The 14999-nt window shown below is 71.4% G+C and carries 11 protein-coding genes; 7 read left to right on the forward strand and 4 right to left on the reverse strand.

Annotated features, from left to right (window positions below; translation table 11 throughout):
- Nucleotides 1-52: 52 nt before the first annotated feature.
- Complete coding sequence (locus ACIRF9_RS09340) at nucleotides 53-1258, reverse strand: glycosyltransferase family 4 protein (RefSeq protein WP_403818551.1); 1206 nt, start codon at nucleotides 1256-1258, stop codon at nucleotides 53-55.
- A 32-nt stretch (nucleotides 1259-1290) separates the two neighbouring features.
- Nucleotides 1291-2271: an NAD-dependent epimerase/dehydratase family protein gene (locus ACIRF9_RS09345; RefSeq protein ID WP_403818553.1), complete on the reverse strand. Its 981-nt coding sequence runs from the start codon at nucleotides 2269-2271 to the stop codon at nucleotides 1291-1293.
- Nucleotides 2272-2467: 196 nt separating this feature from the next.
- On the opposite strand from ACIRF9_RS09345, the gene ACIRF9_RS09350 reads away from it, so the two are divergent.
- From ACIRF9_RS09350 to ACIRF9_RS09370, 5 genes are all read left to right on the forward strand, one after another.
- The gene (locus ACIRF9_RS09350; protein WP_403818555.1) at nucleotides 2468-3940 is read left to right on the forward strand and encodes a hypothetical protein; all 1473 of its coding nucleotides are present in this window, start codon (nucleotides 2468-2470) and stop codon (nucleotides 3938-3940) included.
- Nucleotides 3937-5517 carry a hypothetical protein gene (locus tag ACIRF9_RS09355; RefSeq protein ID WP_403818556.1) on the forward strand — a complete coding sequence of 527 codons (1581 nt, stop codon included), beginning with the start codon at nucleotides 3937-3939 and terminating at the stop codon, nucleotides 5515-5517. The genes ACIRF9_RS09350 and ACIRF9_RS09355 overlap by 4 nt, the downstream gene beginning before the upstream one ends.
- A gap of 53 nt (nucleotides 5518-5570) precedes the next feature.
- On the forward strand, nucleotides 5571-7055 hold the full coding sequence (locus tag ACIRF9_RS09360; protein ID WP_403819029.1) for an oligosaccharide flippase family protein: 1485 nt from the start codon (nucleotides 5571-5573) through the stop codon (nucleotides 7053-7055).
- Nucleotides 7056-7141: 86 nt separating this feature from the next.
- Nucleotides 7142-8719 (forward strand): fibronectin type III domain-containing protein, encoded by a 1578-nt coding sequence (locus tag ACIRF9_RS09365; protein ID WP_403818558.1) that lies wholly within the window; start codon nucleotides 7142-7144, stop codon nucleotides 8717-8719.
- Nucleotides 8716-9264, forward strand: a complete 549-nt coding sequence (locus ACIRF9_RS09370; RefSeq protein ID WP_403818559.1) for an adenylyltransferase/cytidyltransferase family protein — start codon at nucleotides 8716-8718, stop codon at nucleotides 9262-9264. Before ACIRF9_RS09365 ends, ACIRF9_RS09370 begins: the two co-directional genes overlap by 4 nt.
- Here ACIRF9_RS09370 and ACIRF9_RS09375 read toward each other — a convergent pair.
- Entirely contained in the window at nucleotides 9154-9855 is a 702-nt protein-coding gene (locus ACIRF9_RS09375) for a CDP-alcohol phosphatidyltransferase family protein (RefSeq protein WP_403818561.1), read from the reverse strand. The genes ACIRF9_RS09370 and ACIRF9_RS09375 overlap by 111 nt on opposite strands.
- Nucleotides 9856-9927: 72 nt before the next feature.
- Here ACIRF9_RS09375 and ACIRF9_RS09380 point away from each other — a divergent pair, with 72 nt between their 5' ends.
- Nucleotides 9928-11412 (forward strand): glycosyl hydrolase family 28-related protein, encoded by a 1485-nt coding sequence (locus ACIRF9_RS09380; protein WP_403818562.1) that lies wholly within the window; start codon nucleotides 9928-9930, stop codon nucleotides 11410-11412.
- 90 nt (nucleotides 11413-11502) lie between these two features.
- Here the strand turns inward: ACIRF9_RS09380 and ACIRF9_RS09385 are convergent, their stop codons facing one another.
- Complete coding sequence (locus tag ACIRF9_RS09385) at nucleotides 11503-12426, reverse strand: amidohydrolase family protein (protein ID WP_403818564.1); 924 nt, start codon at nucleotides 12424-12426, stop codon at nucleotides 11503-11505.
- Between the two features lie 249 nt (nucleotides 12427-12675).
- On the opposite strand from ACIRF9_RS09385, the gene ACIRF9_RS09390 reads away from it, so the two are divergent.
- The gene (locus ACIRF9_RS09390) at nucleotides 12676-14919 is read left to right on the forward strand and encodes an MMPL family transporter (RefSeq protein WP_403818566.1); all 2244 of its coding nucleotides are present in this window, start codon (nucleotides 12676-12678) and stop codon (nucleotides 14917-14919) included.
- Nucleotides 14920-14999 lie beyond the last annotated feature (80 nt).

The following is a 14999-nucleotide window of genomic DNA, read 5'->3' on the forward strand; positions in this document are numbered from 1 at the left end:
GCCGACCCGCCGCACGGTTCAGCGCCACGGGCTCGGCCGTATCGCCCCCGGTTCAGCGTCGCGGGGCGCTGGTCCTGCTCGCTCTGCGGAGGATGGCCTCGAAGCGGGAGGCGCAGTCCTCCAGGGCGAACTCCCGTTCCGCCAGGGCACGGCTCTCCTTGCCCAGCGACTCGGCCCGTGCCGGGTCGGACAGGATCTCCCGTGCCCAGGCGACCGCCTCGTCGAGCGCGGACTCCTCCGGCGGGAACACCGCCGACCCCGCCCGGCGCAGCAGCTGCGCGGCCAGGTTGGCCGCGGGCATCAGACCGAGCACCGGGCGCCCGGCACACAGGTACGACAGCGTCTTGGACGGCACCGAGAACTCCCCGGCGTCCGCGCCCAGCAGCACGACGAGGAGGTCGCCCGAGCCCAGGACCTCGGGCAGCCGCTCGTACGGCTGGAAGGGCAGCAGGGTCAGCTCGACCCCCCGCGCGGCCGCCTCCTTCCTGAGGACGGGTACGGCCGGGCCGTCGTTGACGACGACCAGCCGCACCGGGGTGCCCTTCTCGCACAGCCGCTCGGCCAGCCGCACCAGCAGGGCCGGGTTGTGCTTCAGGCCCAGCGTGCCCGAGTACAGCACGGTCCGTACGCCGTCCAGACCCTGCTCGGCCGACCAGGCGTTGGCCCGGGCCACCGGCACGATCTCGTCCAGCGGCGCCCAGTTGGGAATGACGGTGACCTTGCCGGCCGTACCCCACTCGCGGTGGATGCGCACGAACGACTCGGCGATCACCACGACGGCCGCGGCCTGCCGCGCCGACCACTTCTCGCCGGCCCCGAAGACCTTGGCGGCGACGCCCATGGACCTCGCGACACCCTCGGCGGCGAAGCTCTTCAGCGCCACGGCCGTCACGTCCTGGTGCCACAGCACCCACGGGATGCCCATCCGCCGCAGTACGCCCGCCGCCACCACCAGCACCGGGATCGGCAGGTTGGACAGCAGGGCCACGTCGGGCCGCTCCTGCCGTACCTGCCGGGCCAGTTCGAGGCCCAGCAGCGTCTCCTGGCGCAGCCGGCGGACGTAGGCGTCCTTCTTCAGCGCGGTGCCGTCCCCGATGGTGACGAAGCGCAGCCCGGGGGTGTCCCCGCCGAGATTGCCCTTGCCGGAGACGTAGGCCGTGCAGGTCGAGTGGACGACGTCGTGACCGCGGCGCGCCAACTCACGGCTCAGCTGGGCCTGGAAGGGATGGCCGCTGTAGTCGTGGACGAGGATCCTCATGCGTTCTCCGTCCCCTCGTGCTCGGTCGGGCGTCACTGCTGGGAGCGCTTGACCTGGTCGTAGACCCAGGCGTAGGTCGTCTCCAGGCCGTCGAGCAGGGTCACCGACGGCTCCCAGCCGTGGATCTCACGGATCAGGTCGTTGTCGGAGTTGCGGCCGCGCACGCCCTGCGGGGCGTCGAGGCGGTAGGCGCGCTCGCAGCGCACACCGGCGATCTCCTCGACGATGTCGACCAGCTGGTTGATGGTGACCAGCTCCGACGACCCGAGGTTGACCGGGACACCGCTGTCCCCGTTCATGATCATCTGGCTGCCGTGCAGGCAGTCGTCGATGTACATGAACGAGCGGCTCTGCAGTCCGTCGCCCCAGATCTCGATCCGGTGGTCGCCGCTCAGGGCCGCCTCGGCCACCTTCCGGCACACCGCGGCCGGTGCCTTCTCCCGGCCGCCGGTCCAGGTGCCCTGCGGGCCGTACACGTTGTGGTAGCGGGCGACGCGGGTGACGAAGCCGTAGTCCTCGGCGTAGTGCCGGCACATGCGCTCGGAGAAGAGCTTCTCCCAGCCGTAGCCGTCCTCCGGCTGCGCCGGGTAGGCGTCCTCCTCCCTGAGCGCGGTGACGTCCGGGTCGGTCTGCTTGGCGGCGGCGTACACGCAGGCGGAGGAGGAGTAGAAGTAGCGCTCCACACCGGCCTCGTGCGCCGCCTGCAGCATGTGGGTGCTGGTCAGCACGGACATCATGCAGGCGGCCTTGTTGTTCTCGATGAAGCCCATGCCGCCCATGTCGGCGGCCAGCATGTACACCTGCCGCGCGTCCCGCACGCCCGCGCGGGCGCTGTCCAGGAGCGACAGGTCGGCGACCACGTTCTCGGCGTCCGGGTGGACCTGGTACCACTCCTGGCGCGGCTTGATGTCGATGGAGCGGACGGTCAGGCCCTGGGCGAGAAGGTCGCCCACCAGGTGACCGCCGATGAATCCCCCGCCCCCGGCGACGACGACGTCTACCTGCTGGCTCATGCACAACTCCTCTGAGATTCGGGAGATCTGAGAGATCTGTTGGCCGATAAGCTATGCAGACTTGTCATGATTTGGGGTAATTGGCACGCCGAGAATTTAGCGATTTCTGCGCGCCTGGGCTGATTAGCGCGATGTAAGCGCTATATATCCTTCAGTGATGTTTCAGCCTAAATATTCGCTCGACGGAGAGGCCGGGATGCAGGACGCTCGCGTCCGCAGTGTGGCTGCGGTCTCCCTCTGGGCCGTGGTGCTGACGGTCCTGCTGCCGGGGCTGATCCTCCAGTCGCACGGTGTGCACGTGTCGGCCGCACTCGCTCTGCAAGGCGTGGTCGTGGCGCACGCCGGTGGTGCGCTCGCCCGGGTGCTCACCTCGTCCCGGGTGCGGTTCGTGGCGCTGGGCTTCTGGGTCTTCGCCTACGTCTGGCTGGGCCTGGCGGCCCTCGCGATGCTCGCCGTCGACGCGTATCCCTGGCCGTACCGGACCGACGAGGTGACCACCCTCGGGGCCGTGGCCCTCGTCGAGCTGGGGCTCCTCGCCTACAGCGCGGGAACGGCCCTCGCCGCCCGCCGGGAACGCGCTCTCCCGGACACCCGCCCACCGGGGCTCCTCGAACGCGTCCTCTCCCGTCGGCTCACGCCCTGGCGCCTGCTCGCCATGTGCGCGCTCGCCCTCGGCTTCGCCGCCGCCCTGATCGTCGACCAACCCGACCGACTGGGCGCGTACTTCACCAGCCGTCAGGCCATCACCGAGGCCGGCGGCGAGGACGCCTCCCTGCGGTCCCTGCTCAGCTGGTCGCTGTCGGTGCCCGCGTTCTGGGCGCTGCTCGGCCTGCTGCGGATTCCGCGCCGGCCCGGCGGCGACCGCTGGCTGCGCGCGGTGCGCTGGCTGCTTCTGCCGGTGCTGCTCGCGCTCAACGTCGTCGTCAACAACCCGATCAGCAAGCCGCGGTTCTGGGCCGGCATGGTCCTGCTGACCCTGCTGTTCTCGGTGCCCCGGCTGTGCCGGCCCCGCGCCTTCCGGATCACGGCCGCCGCGATCCTCGCGGCGCTGCTGTTCGTCTTCCCCTACAGCGACTACTTCCGCTACAGCGACCGGGAGGACGTCGCCGTCGTCTCCCTCGCCGACCAGTTCACCGCCAACGGCGACTTCGACGCCTTCCAGCAGGTGCAGACCGGGGTCGACTACGTGCACGACCACGGCTTCGCCCCGGGGAACGTGCTCGGCCCGCCGCTGTTCATGGTGCCGCGCTCGATCTGGCCGGAGAAGCCCTCCGACACCGGCATCGCCCTGGCCGAGTACGCCGGATACGAGTTCCACAACCTCTCCGCGCCCCTGTGGATCGAGAGTTACCTGTGGGCCGGCCCCTTCGCCGTGATCCTCGTGTTCGGTCTGCTGGGCGCACTCGGCCGACGGGTGGACGACGTCCGCCACCGGCTGCGCGAGAACCCGGGGGCCCTCGCGGCCCTGCTCGTCCCGGCCTTCGCCTTCTACCAGATGGTCTTCCTGCGCGGCAGCCTGCTCGCGATCGCGGGCCCGCTGACCCTGCTGCTGGCCGTCCCGCTGCTCATCACCACCCCCATCGCCGGGGCATCCCGGTTCCGCTCATCGGCGATGCCGACCGCACCCCCTCGTCATGCATCGATCCCCGGAACAGGAGGGCACCCGTGACCGGCCCCATCCACCTCGACGACCGGTACGAAGAGCCGGACCAACTACGCGACCAACTGCGCCGCATCCTGCGCCACCGCACCCTGATCGCGCTGGGCCTCCTCCTGGGACTGCTCGGCGGGCTGGCGCTGGCCCAGTACCGCGCGCACACCTTCGCCGCCACCAGCGAGGTCCTGGTGCGCTCCACCACCGACCCGTTCGGCGCGGTGGGTGTCTCCGCTGACAACCAGGTCAGTATGACCACCGAGCAGCAGATCGCCACCAGCGCGGAGGTCGCCCGCCGCGTGGCTCACATCCTGGGCCGGCCCGAGAGCCAGGCGAACGGGCTCGCCGCCCGGCTGCGCGTCACCAACCCGATGAAGTCCCGGGTGCTGCGCTTCGAGTTCACCGCCGGGACCCCGCAGCGCGCGGCGCGCGGCGCCAACGCCTTCGCCGAGGCCTACCTCGCCGACCGCAAGGGCCGCAACGACGCCGCGGTGGAGCGTGCCACCGACGCCCTGGACGAGCAGATCCTCGTCCTCAACCAGCAGCTGGCCAAGGACCAGCTGGAGCGGCCGGACTCCAAGACCGCCGCGCAGAGTCAGCTCTACAACCTGCAGAAGCGCGTCCTGGACATCAAGTCCCGTGACACCGACGCCGGTGACGTCGTCCGCCGTGCCTCCGCCCCGACCATGCCGGTCGGTCCCGGCCTGCGGATGCTGCTCGCCCTCGGCCTGGTGTGCGGTCTCCTGCTCGGCGTGGTGCTGGCCTGGCTGCGCTCCACGATGGACTCCCGGATCCGGTCGGTCGGCGAGCTGCGCGCCGCGCTGAACTCGCCGGTGCTCGGCATCCTGCCCGACGACGAGGAGGCGGGCGAGGATCTGCTGAAGGTCGGCCGCTCGGGCGGGGCCCGCGCCGAGGCGTTCCGCGCCCTGGCCTTCCGCCTGCGCAGGAACGCCGGCTCGTCGGGCCCCGGCCAGCTCCTCGTCGTCGCCCCGCGCGACGCCGAGGCCGCCGAGGAGGTCGGTGCCAACCTGGCCGCCGCCCTCGCCGAGTACGGCGGAGAGGTGCTGCTGGTCGACGCCGACCCCGACGCCTCCGAGCTCTCGGACCGCCTGCCGCTGATGCCGTACGAGGCGCCCACCCTGGAGGAGGCGTTCCTGCCGAGCGGGAGCGTCCTCGTCGACATCGACGTGTCCGGACGGTTCGCCTTCCGCTCCGGCGGCGGCGCCGCCGCGCTGTCCCGGCTGGGTGTTCCCTCCGAGGTCAACCGGGCGCTTCCGGGCGCCGATTCCTCCACCGTCGTCGTCACCGGGCCCTTCCTCACGCACGCCGACGCGCTCGCCGCCGCCCAGCGCGTCGACGGCGTCCTGCTGGTCGTCGGCCTGGGCACCACCCGGCACGACGAGCTGAAGCAGGTGCAGGAGCTGATCGACTGCTCCGGCGGACGCCTCCTCGGCACCGTGCTCGACACGGCACGCCCCCGCCGGCGTCTGCTCCTGCCGCGCCGCCGCCCGAAGTACCGTCCGGCGACCCACGCCACGGCGCCGATGGAGCTTCCCGCGCAGGACAGCACCTTCACGGTCGCCCGCCGGTGACCGCTCCCGAAGCGACCGCTCCCCCCCGCGCCGAGGCCCCGGCCCCGCGCGGGGTGGCGGCGGTCGCCCGGGGAGGATGGTGGGGGATGGCGGGTTCCGCCGCGAACGCCGTGTTCTCCTTCCTCCTGGTCGGCCTGGTCACCCGAGCCGTGGGAGCGGACGGGTCGGGCGTGATCTTCACCGGCGTCGCCCTGTTCACCATCCTCAGCAACACCTGCAAGCTCGGCGCCGACGCCGGGCTCATTCGTTTCGTGCCCCGGGACCTCGCCCTGCACGACGGCCGCTCGGTGCGCGCCCTGCTGCACATGGCCGTCCTGCCCGCGGCCGTGGCCTCCACCGCGGCCGCCCTGCCGCTGCTGCTGTCGCCCACCGTGGCCACCGTGCTGCTGCCCCAACTGCCCCCGGCCGACGCCGTCGCGCTGGTCCGGCTCTTCGGGCTCTTCCTGCCCGTCGCCACGGTGGGCATGGTCCTGCTCGGCGGCACCCGGGGATACGGCACGGTGGTGCCGTTCGTGGGCGTGGAGCAGATCGGAAAGCCGCTGCTGCGCCTGCTGATCGCCCTTCCCGTGGCCTTCTTCCTGCCCAGCCTGACGGCCCTGGCCTCGGCGTGGCTGCTGCCGGCGCTGGCCGGTTCCGTCGCCGCCTGGTTCGCCCTGCGGCGCTGCCGGGCCGGCCGGAGCGCGACACCCCCCGCTCCCGGCGAGTCCGTGTCCTGGCGGACGTTCTGGGCCTTCGCCGCGCCCCGCGCGGTCTCCTCCGTCTTCGACATCAGCGCGGTCTGGGTCGGTGTCATCCTGCTGTCGGCCCTGGCCACGGCCTCGGAAGCGGGCGTCTACACGGCCATCGGCCGGGTCGTCACCGCGGGCACCCTCCTCCAACTCGCCGTCCGGCTCGCCGTCGCCCCGGAGATCAGCCGGCTGCTCGCCCTCGGCCAGGACGGCGAGGCACACTCCCTGCACCGCGTGTCGACCTGCTGGATCGTGCTCTTCTCCTGGCCGCTGTTCGTCCTCGTCGCGGGCTTCCCCCACACCTTCCTGTCCGCCTTCGGACCGGAGTTCGTCCGGGGCGCGCCCGCCCTGGTCGTGCTGTGCGCCGCCTCCATGGTCAACGTCGCCGTCGGCAACGCCCAGACCGTGCTCCTCATGGCCGGCCGCAGTTCCTGGCATCTGGCCATCACCGCCGTCGCGTTCACGGTCCAGCTGACCGTCGGCCTGCTCGCCGTCCCGGCCTGGGGCGTGCTCGGTGCCGCCGCGTCCTGGGGCGCGGCCATCGTCGTGGAGAACCTCGCCGCGGCCCTGCTCATCCGGCTGCGCCTCGGCTTCACGACCGTGGACCGCGGCTACTGGACCGCCCTCGCCGTCGGACTGACCGTCTCCGTGGTGCTGGGGGCCGCCCGTACGAGGGGAGGTGACACTCCGTCAGGACTCGCCGTAGGGATGGTCTTGGGAATGTGTGTATTTGCTATTAGTTTGTGGAGATATCGGACATCGCTGAGGGTGAGCGAACTGGTCGGAGTGCTGCGCCGCCGCGCCGCATGAGACCGGCCACGGCCGCAGCGTTCCGCCCCACCCGGCGGGCGTCCCTCCCTCCGCACCACTCCCAACCACTGTCACCCGGGGTTCCCTTGCACCTGAGAAAGCTCCGCTCGAAGCCGGTCACCAGGGTCGCCGTCACCGCCCTCGTGTGCACCACCGCCCTGCTCGACGCCTCCCTCGCCGCGGCCGCCGACGGCCCGAAGACGCTCGCCGCCGACGCCCTGCCCACCTACCAGACCGAGGGCATCGTCTGGTCGCTGGCCGCCGCGAACGGCGTCGTCTACGTCGGAGGAACCTTCGACGCGGTCCGACCGCCGGGTGCCGCACCCGGCCAACGCCTGGTGGGGCGCCACAACTTCGCCGCGTTCGACGCCGTGACCGGCAAACTCCTGCCCTGTGCCCCGTCCTTCACCGGGCACAACCACACCGTGCGGGCCATGAAGGCCTCGGCCGACGGGCGGGTGCTGTACGTCGGCGGTTCCTTCGAAAGCGTCGGATCCGAGAAGGCGGCCAACGTGGTCGCGATCAACACCTCCGACTGCTCCGTGCGCAAGGAGTTCAAGCCGGCGGTCTCGTCGACCGTCCGGGCCATCGAGACCACGGACCGGGCCGTCTACCTGGGCGGCGACTTCGGCCGGGTCTCCGGCCAGCAGAGGAACCGCATCGCCGCCGTCTCGCCCCAGGGCGCGCTGCTGCCCTTCAAGGCGGACCTCGACCAGCCGGTGCGCTCGATGTCGGCCGCGCTTCCCTACGGACGCCTCTTCGTCGGCGGTGACTTCGAGCGGGTCAACGGACAGCCCGCCCGCTCCCTGGTCGCCCTCAACCCCGTCACCGGCAACACGGTCCTCACGTATCCGGGCTGGTTCCCGAACCAGTCGTCGGTGAAGACGATCGCCCAGGACAAGTCCCGCTTCTTCGTCGGCGCCGAGGGCCACGGGCCGGGCATCTACGACGGCCGGATCGCGGGTCGGCTCGCCAACGGGACCATGGTGTGGAACGACACCTGCCGCGGCGCCACCCAGTCCCTCGTGGTCTTCAACGGCGTCCTCTACAGCGCCTCGCACGCCCACAACTGCAACGAGACACCCGGCGGCTTCCCCGAGCGGGGCGACCGCCAGCACTTCCTGGCCCAGCGGGTCGAGGACCGCAGGATCCTGCACTGGTTCCCCGACACCGACGGTGGCCTCGGGGAGCAGGTCGGTCCCCGCACCCTGGCGGTGTCGAAGGGCGTCCTGTGGGCGGGCGGTGAGTTCACCGAGGTCAACGGCGCGCCCCAGCAGGGCCTCACGCGCTTCGGGAGCAAGGACACCGGAGCACCCGAGGTGCCCGCCCTGTCCCTGGCCACGTCCGAGCCCGGCAGGGTGACCCTCGCCTGGCGAGCCTCCTGGGACCGCGACGACGCCTCCCTGACGTACCGGATCTACCGGGACGGGAAGCAGGTGGCGCGGCAGACCAAGTCCTCCACCTACTGGGACCGTCCGAGGATCACCTGGACCGACTCGGTGCCCGCCGGTTCGAAGCACACCTACGCCATCGAGGTGACGGACGGAACGAACACCTCGTCCAAGTCCCGTTCCCTGACCGTCAACGTGCCGAAGAAGCCCGCGCAGCAGACGGCCGCCGCCCCGACGGAGACCACGCAGCGAGAGGTGGGTGACGGGCGATGACCCGCATCGGATTCGCGCCCGGCGTCTACGACCTGTTCCACATCGGCCACCTCAACATCCTGCGCGAGGCCCGCCGGCACTGCGACCGGCTCGTCGCCGGAGTGGCCTCCGACGACCTGACGGCACGGCTGAAGGGAAAGGTCCCGGTCGTACCGATCGCCGAGCGGCTCGACATCGTCCGCAGTCTGCGCTTCGTCGACGACGCCATCGTGGAGACGGAGCTCGACAAGCTGATCACCTGGAAGCGTGTCGGCTTCCACGTCATCTTCAAGGGCGACGACTGGCGGGGGACGCCCAAGTGGGAGGAGTACGAGCGGCGGTTCGGGCAGGTCGGCGTCGAGGTCGTCTACTTCCCCTACACCATGCACACCTCCAGCACCCTGCTGCGCAGTGCCCTGCGGATGCTGGCCGCGCACGAGCCGCCGGCGATCCCGTCAGCGCAGCTCGCGGAACCACTTCACCAGGAAAGCGGCCAGGAAGACGACGTGTGCCAGCAGCAGCGCGCAGTACACCGCAAGGAAGACGTCCTGACTGCCCAGGAATAGGAAACTGAGGCAGGTCAGGCCGTAGTCGACCGGCAGCAGCAGGACGGAACGCAGTGCCGGGGGCGACCCGGGCGGAACCTCGCCCGGGGTCCGCCGCTTGAGCTTCTCCGTCAGGATCCCGGCGAAGAAGATCACCACGGCGGCGAGCTGGAAGACCATGGGCGCCAGCAGCCAGACCGGGCTGGGCAGGGTGAAGAACCGGTAGAACGACACCAGCACCACCAGGTGCAGGGCGACGATCTTGACGCAGTCCAGGACATGGTCGAGCCACTCGCCCGACGGGCTCCCGGAGCGTTGCCCCCGCGCCAGCTGACCGTCCGCCGAATCCAGGACGAACCCCACGGCCAGGGCCGCGCCCACGCAGACGGCCATCCTCGGCGAGGGCGGCAGCAGGGCCACCGCCGCCAGGGCCGGGAAGGTGAACAGGGCGCCGAGGACGGTCAGCTGATTCGGCGTCGCCCCCATCTGATAGGCCAGCGCCGCAAGGACCCGGCCGGCCGGACGGTTGACGAACCGGGTGTAGAGCGAGACCCCCTTCGCGGGCTTCTGTGCCGCTGACAGATGCCTGAGAACCTCGACGAACTCGGCCATTTTCCTCCTTATTTGATGAAATTTAATGAAAACGCTGGAAAGAAGGCAATTATGGCAGAACGGGGAGGCGGGATGTCCCGTGTCAGCCGTCGGCAGCTTCTGCGTGGCGGAGTGAGCCTGCTGGGCGCGACGGCCCTCACCGCCCACAGCGCGTCCGCCGCGTCGGGACCGGGAGTGGGCCCGGCCGGTCCCGGGCAGGGACCGGCCGCCGCCGGCCTGCTGTCGCGCGTGATCAACGTCCGCGACCTCGGAGCGGTGGGCGACGGACGCGCCGACGACAGCGCCGCGTTCGAGTACGCCTACCAGCTCGCCGCCGACCGGGTCTCCCGAGGCGTCGGCCGCACCGTGATCGAGATCCCGCCCGGCGAGTTCCTCATCACCCGCCCGCGCGCCCTGCTGAACGGAGCCGCCCCGCTGCGCCCGGTCAACGGCCTGCGCTTCGCCGGCGCGGGCAAGCGCATGACCACCCTCGTCTTCCGCCCGCCCGTCGGACCCGGCTCCTATCTGTGCCGCAACGAGGACATCTGGTCCAACCTCTCCTTCGAGCGCATCCAGTTCCGCTCGGCCACCCCGGGCGCCTCCTTCCTCAGCTCGTACTCCACCGGACAGGCGCAGGACTACCGGTTCTCCGAGTGCGAGTGGATGGGGGAGTGGGAGTACGGCGTCTCCCTGGACGGCACGGACACCAACTCCGAGATGCGCTGGGAGGCGTGCCGGGTCGGCGGCGCGTACCGCAGGGCGTTCCTCTACTCGGGCCTCACCGGCCGCGAACAGGACCCCAACGACCAGGACCAGTTCCTCAACTACTGGTTCACCGACATGAAGGTCGAGTACGAGTGGGGCAACTTCCTCGAGTTCCCCTATGGAGGCTCCATCACCTGCCGGGGCGGCTCGTACATCGTCACCGGCACCCGGCCGCAGAGCCCGGAGTACGGCACCACGAGCACGTTCTTCCGGTTCCCCGTCGCCCAGCACCACGACTCGGTGCAGCGCTTCCACGCCCAGGACATCCGGTTCGAGGTGCGCAACCCGGACGTACGGATCATCGACAGCACCTGGAAGAGCGGCACGATCCACTTCAGCGACTGCGACGACACCGGACAGGCCTTCAAGGACTTCGCGGCCGAGGCCCGGCCCCACCGCTACGTCGTCGGGCCGCGCGGCCCGCTGGTCCGGTACGACTCCTGCCAGCTGGTCGGCCGCCACGAGTACCGGACGGACGGCGCGCGCGACTCCCTGCCGACCCTCGCCCGCTACGACATGTGTCTGCTGCGCAGCCACCCGGAGGACGAGTTCGCCGTCACCGACGGCGCGGGCAGGCCCGGCTTCGTCACCTTCGTCGACTGCCTGGACGGGCCCGGCACCGTCGACCCGGCCGCCCCCGGGACACCGGAGACGGCGAACGGCGGCGCGACGGCCCCGGCCGACCCCCAGGCGCCGCCCGCCGATCCGGTCACGTCCGAGAGCCAGGCACCCGCCGATCCGGTCAGGTCCGCGCCCCCGGCGCCGGTCCCCGCCCAGACACCGCCGCCCGCGACGACTCCCTCAACGGGCTGACGGGCCCAAGGCCGGCGGTGTGGTCACCGCCGGCCTCGGCGTACCGGCTCCGTGGGACAGGGGCGGCAGGACGGCGGCGAGTCGTAGCCCTCACAGCCGGAACAGCTCCGCGGCGTTGTCGTGGCACACGGACCGCAGCCAGTCCTCTCCGAGCTCCAGCCGCTCCAGCGCCTGGAGCTGTCGCACGTACGGGTAGGGGATGTTGGGGAAGTCGGAGCCGAGCAGGATGCGGTCGCCGAGCGCGGACAGCCGGGGCAGGGCCCGGCGGGGGAACGGCATCAGCGCCTCGGCGAAGTCGGTGAACGCCATCGTCGTGTCCAGCCGCACCTCGTCGTACCGCTCGGCGAGGCCGAGGAACTCCTCGTACTCGGGCATCCCCATGTGCGCGACGACCAGCCGCAGCCGGGGATGGCGCGCCAGCACCCGAGCGATCGGCTCGGGGCCGGTGTGCTTGCCCGGCGCGGGCCCGGAGCCGCAGTGGATCACCACGGGGATCCCGGCCTCGGCCAGCGACCCCCATGCCCGGTCGAGGAGTTCGTCGGCCGGGTCGTACGCCCCCACCTGCACGTGCGCCTTGAAGACGCGCGCACCGGCGTCGACGGCCTCCCGGACGTACGCCTCGACGCCCGGCTCCGGGTAGAGGGTGGCGGTGTGCAGACAGTCGGGGTTGCGGCGGGCGAAGTCGGCCGCCCAGCCGTTCAGCCACCGGGCCATGCCCGGCTTGTGCGGGTAGAGCATCGCGGTGAAGGCCCGTACGCCGAACTCCCGCAGCAGGGCGGTGCGTTCGGCCTCCTCCTTCCGGTAGGTGATCGGCCACTCGAGCCCGCCGGTCAGCGTTCCGAGCGCGTCGAAGTAGTCCCAGACCTTGCGCAGGACGCGCTCGGGCATGAAGTGCGTGTGGACGTCGACCAGCCCGGGAAGACCGAGCCGGCCCCAGAAGCGGCGGACCTCACCGCTCTCCATGGCGTGGGCGGGGTCTGCGGCGTCGCCAGGCGTCACGCGGTGATCGTTCATGGCGCCCACGATCGGCGCTCGTGACGCGGCGGGTCCACTCCCTTGCGCGAAAGATCGGTGAGGAATCCGTCACCGGCGCTCCGGGTGTCGTACCGGAGCAGGACCGGCGGCCCGGACATGTACTGCGGTTTCAGTAGGTGGTCCTCCGGATGCGGGAGGCGGCAGTGCCAGTAGCCGCACGACGACGACAGGGCCTTGGCCACGACAGCCTGATCCGGGTAAGCGAGAGCGGATGTGGGGTTCCCTGACGTGGCTACTTTTCTGTATCGACTGGGCCGTCTGGCCTTCCGGCGGCGCGGTGGGGTCGCCTTGATGTGGTTGGCCGTGCTGGCCGCCGTCGGACTGGGTGCCCTGCGGGCGCCGGGAGCATCCGACGAGGAGTTCTCGATGCCGGGCATCGAGTCCCAGAAGGCGTACGACCTGATGCAGGAGCGCTTCCCCGGCGCCGCCGCCGACGGCGCAACCGCCAGGATCGTGTTCGTCGCCCCTGACGGACAGAAGGTCACCGCGACCGCCCACAAGAAGGCGATCGAGGAGGCGGTGGACGCCCTGGGCGACGGCTCGCAGGTGGCAGGTGTCGCGGATCCCTTCACGGCGAAGGCGGTCAGCGAGGACGGCTCCACCGCGTACGCCACCGTCACCTACAAGGTGAAGTCGTCCGAGGTCACCGACGCCAGCCGTACCGCGCTGGAGAAGGCCGCCGACCAGGCACGGGAGGCCGGCCTGACCGTGGAGGCGGGCGGCTCGGCCATGGACAGCGGCGGCGGACCCGGTGGCGTCGCCGAGATCATTGGCATCTCGGTGGCGGCCCTCGTCCTGCTGGTCACCTTCGGCTCACTGGCCGCCGCCGGGCTGCCCCTGCTGACGGCGATCCTCGGCGTCGGCGTGAGCATGTTCACGATCGCGGTGCTGGCGGATACCCTCGGGCTGTCCACGAGCACCGGCACCCTGGCCATGATGCTGGGCCTGGCCGTCGGCATCGACTACGCGCTGTTCGTGGTCTCCCGCTACCGCGAGGAGCGCGCCAAGGGGCATGCCCCGGAGGAGGCTGCCGGTCTCGCCGTCGGCACGGCCGGGTCGGCGGTCGTCTTCGCGGGCCTGACCGTGGTCATCGCGCTGGCCGGGCTGACGGTCGTCGGCATTCCGATGCTGACCAAGATGGGCCTGACCGCCGCCGGCGCGGTCGTCGTCGCCGTGGTCATCGCCCTGACCGTCGTGCCCGCTCTGCTCGGCTTCTGGCCGAACGCCGTGCTGTCGGGCGCCGTACGCAAACAGGGCCGGTTCCGCTTCAAGAAGGCGGCAGGCCGGAGCGGGGACGACAACCGCGGAACCCGCTGGGCCCGCTTCGTGCTGCGCCGCCCGATCCCCGTCCTGCTGCTGGGCGTCGTGGGCCTCGGCGCCCTCGCGATCCCGATGACCCAGCTGGAGCTCGGCATGCCGGGCGACGAGGCCAAGTCCACCTCCACGACCGAGCGCCGCGCCTACGACGCCCTCGCGGAGGGCTTCGGTCCCGGCTTCAACGGGCCGCTCACCATCGTCGTGGACGCCAAGGGGGCCGGCGACGCCAAGGCCGCGGTGAACACGATCAACCGGAGGATCGCCGACACGAAGGGCATCGTCTCGGTCGCCACCCCCCACTTCGACGACGCCGGGGACACGGCCGTGTTCACCGCGACACCGTCCACCAGCCCGACCGACGAGCAGACCAAGACCCTCGTCAAGACCATCCGCGGCGAACGTCCCGCCATCGAGACCGCGGCCGGTGCGTCGTACGAGGTCACGGGCACCACGGCGCTGAACATCGACATCGCTGCGAAGGTCCAGGGCGCGCTGGTGCCGTATCTGATCACCGTCGTCGGTCTGGCCGTCGTCCTGCTGCTGGTGGTCTTCCGGTCCGTGCTCGTCCCCCTGAAGGCGGCGCTCGGCTTCCTGCTCTCGGTGCTCGCGGCCCTCGGCGCGGTCGTCCTGGTCTTCCAGCAGGGCCACGGGGCGGGCGTGTTCGGGGTGGAGCAGACCGGGCCGATCATGAGCCTGATGCCGATCTTCCTCGTGGGCATCGTCTTCGGCCTCGCCATGGACTACGAGGTCTTCCTCGTGTCGCGCATGCGGGAGGCGTACGTCCACGGCGAGCCGGCCGAGCGGGCGGTCGTCTCGGGCTTCCGGCACAGCGCCCGGGTCGTCGTGGCCGCCGCACTCATCATGATCGCCGTCTTCGCGGGCTTCATCGGCGAGAGCGACTCCATGATCAAGATGATCGGCTTCGGCATGGCCACCGCCGTGCTCCTCGACGCCTTCGTCGTCCGGATGGCGCTCGTGCCCGCCGTCCTCGCCCTGCTGGGGGACCGGGCCTGGTGGCTGCCGAAGTGGCTGGACCGGCTGCTGCCCCGGGTCGACGTGGAGGGCGAGGCCCTCACCCGGCGCCCGGCCGACGCCACGGACCGCCCCTCCGACCCCGACCCGACCCCGGACGAGCCGGTCGAGGCACGCGTCTGAGAGGCACGCTTCCGACCGGGCCCCTCCCGGCCGCTCCAGGGCCGCCCGTGGCGAAGACCACGGGCGGCCCGTGCGGCGCC

Origin of the sequence: Streptomyces sp. NPDC096132 (assembly GCF_044763345.1) — a bacterium.
In the GTDB taxonomy this organism is placed as follows: Bacteria; Actinomycetota; Actinomycetes; order Streptomycetales; family Streptomycetaceae; genus Streptomyces.

Excerpts from the sequence above, each read along its gene's own strand:
- ACIRF9_RS09340 (WP_403818551.1), bottom strand. The coding sequence starts at position 1,258 with ATGAGGATCCTCGTCCACGACTACAGCGGCCATCCCTTCCAGGCCCAG.
- ACIRF9_RS09380 (WP_403818562.1), top strand. The coding sequence starts at position 9,928 with ATGTCCCGTGTCAGCCGTCGGCAGCTTCTGCGTGGCGGAGTGAGCCTG.
- ACIRF9_RS09385 (WP_403818564.1), bottom strand. The coding sequence starts at position 12,426 with ATGAACGATCACCGCGTGACGCCTGGCGACGCCGCAGACCCCGCCCAC.
- ACIRF9_RS09345 (WP_403818553.1), bottom strand. The coding sequence starts at position 2,271 with ATGAGCCAGCAGGTAGACGTCGTCGTCGCCGGGGGCGGGGGATTCATC.
- ACIRF9_RS09370 (WP_403818559.1), top strand. The coding sequence starts at position 8,716 with ATGACCCGCATCGGATTCGCGCCCGGCGTCTACGACCTGTTCCACATC.
- ACIRF9_RS09375 (WP_403818561.1), bottom strand. The coding sequence starts at position 9,855 with ATGGCCGAGTTCGTCGAGGTTCTCAGGCATCTGTCAGCGGCACAGAAG.
- ACIRF9_RS09350 (WP_403818555.1), top strand. The coding sequence starts at position 2,468 with ATGCAGGACGCTCGCGTCCGCAGTGTGGCTGCGGTCTCCCTCTGGGCC.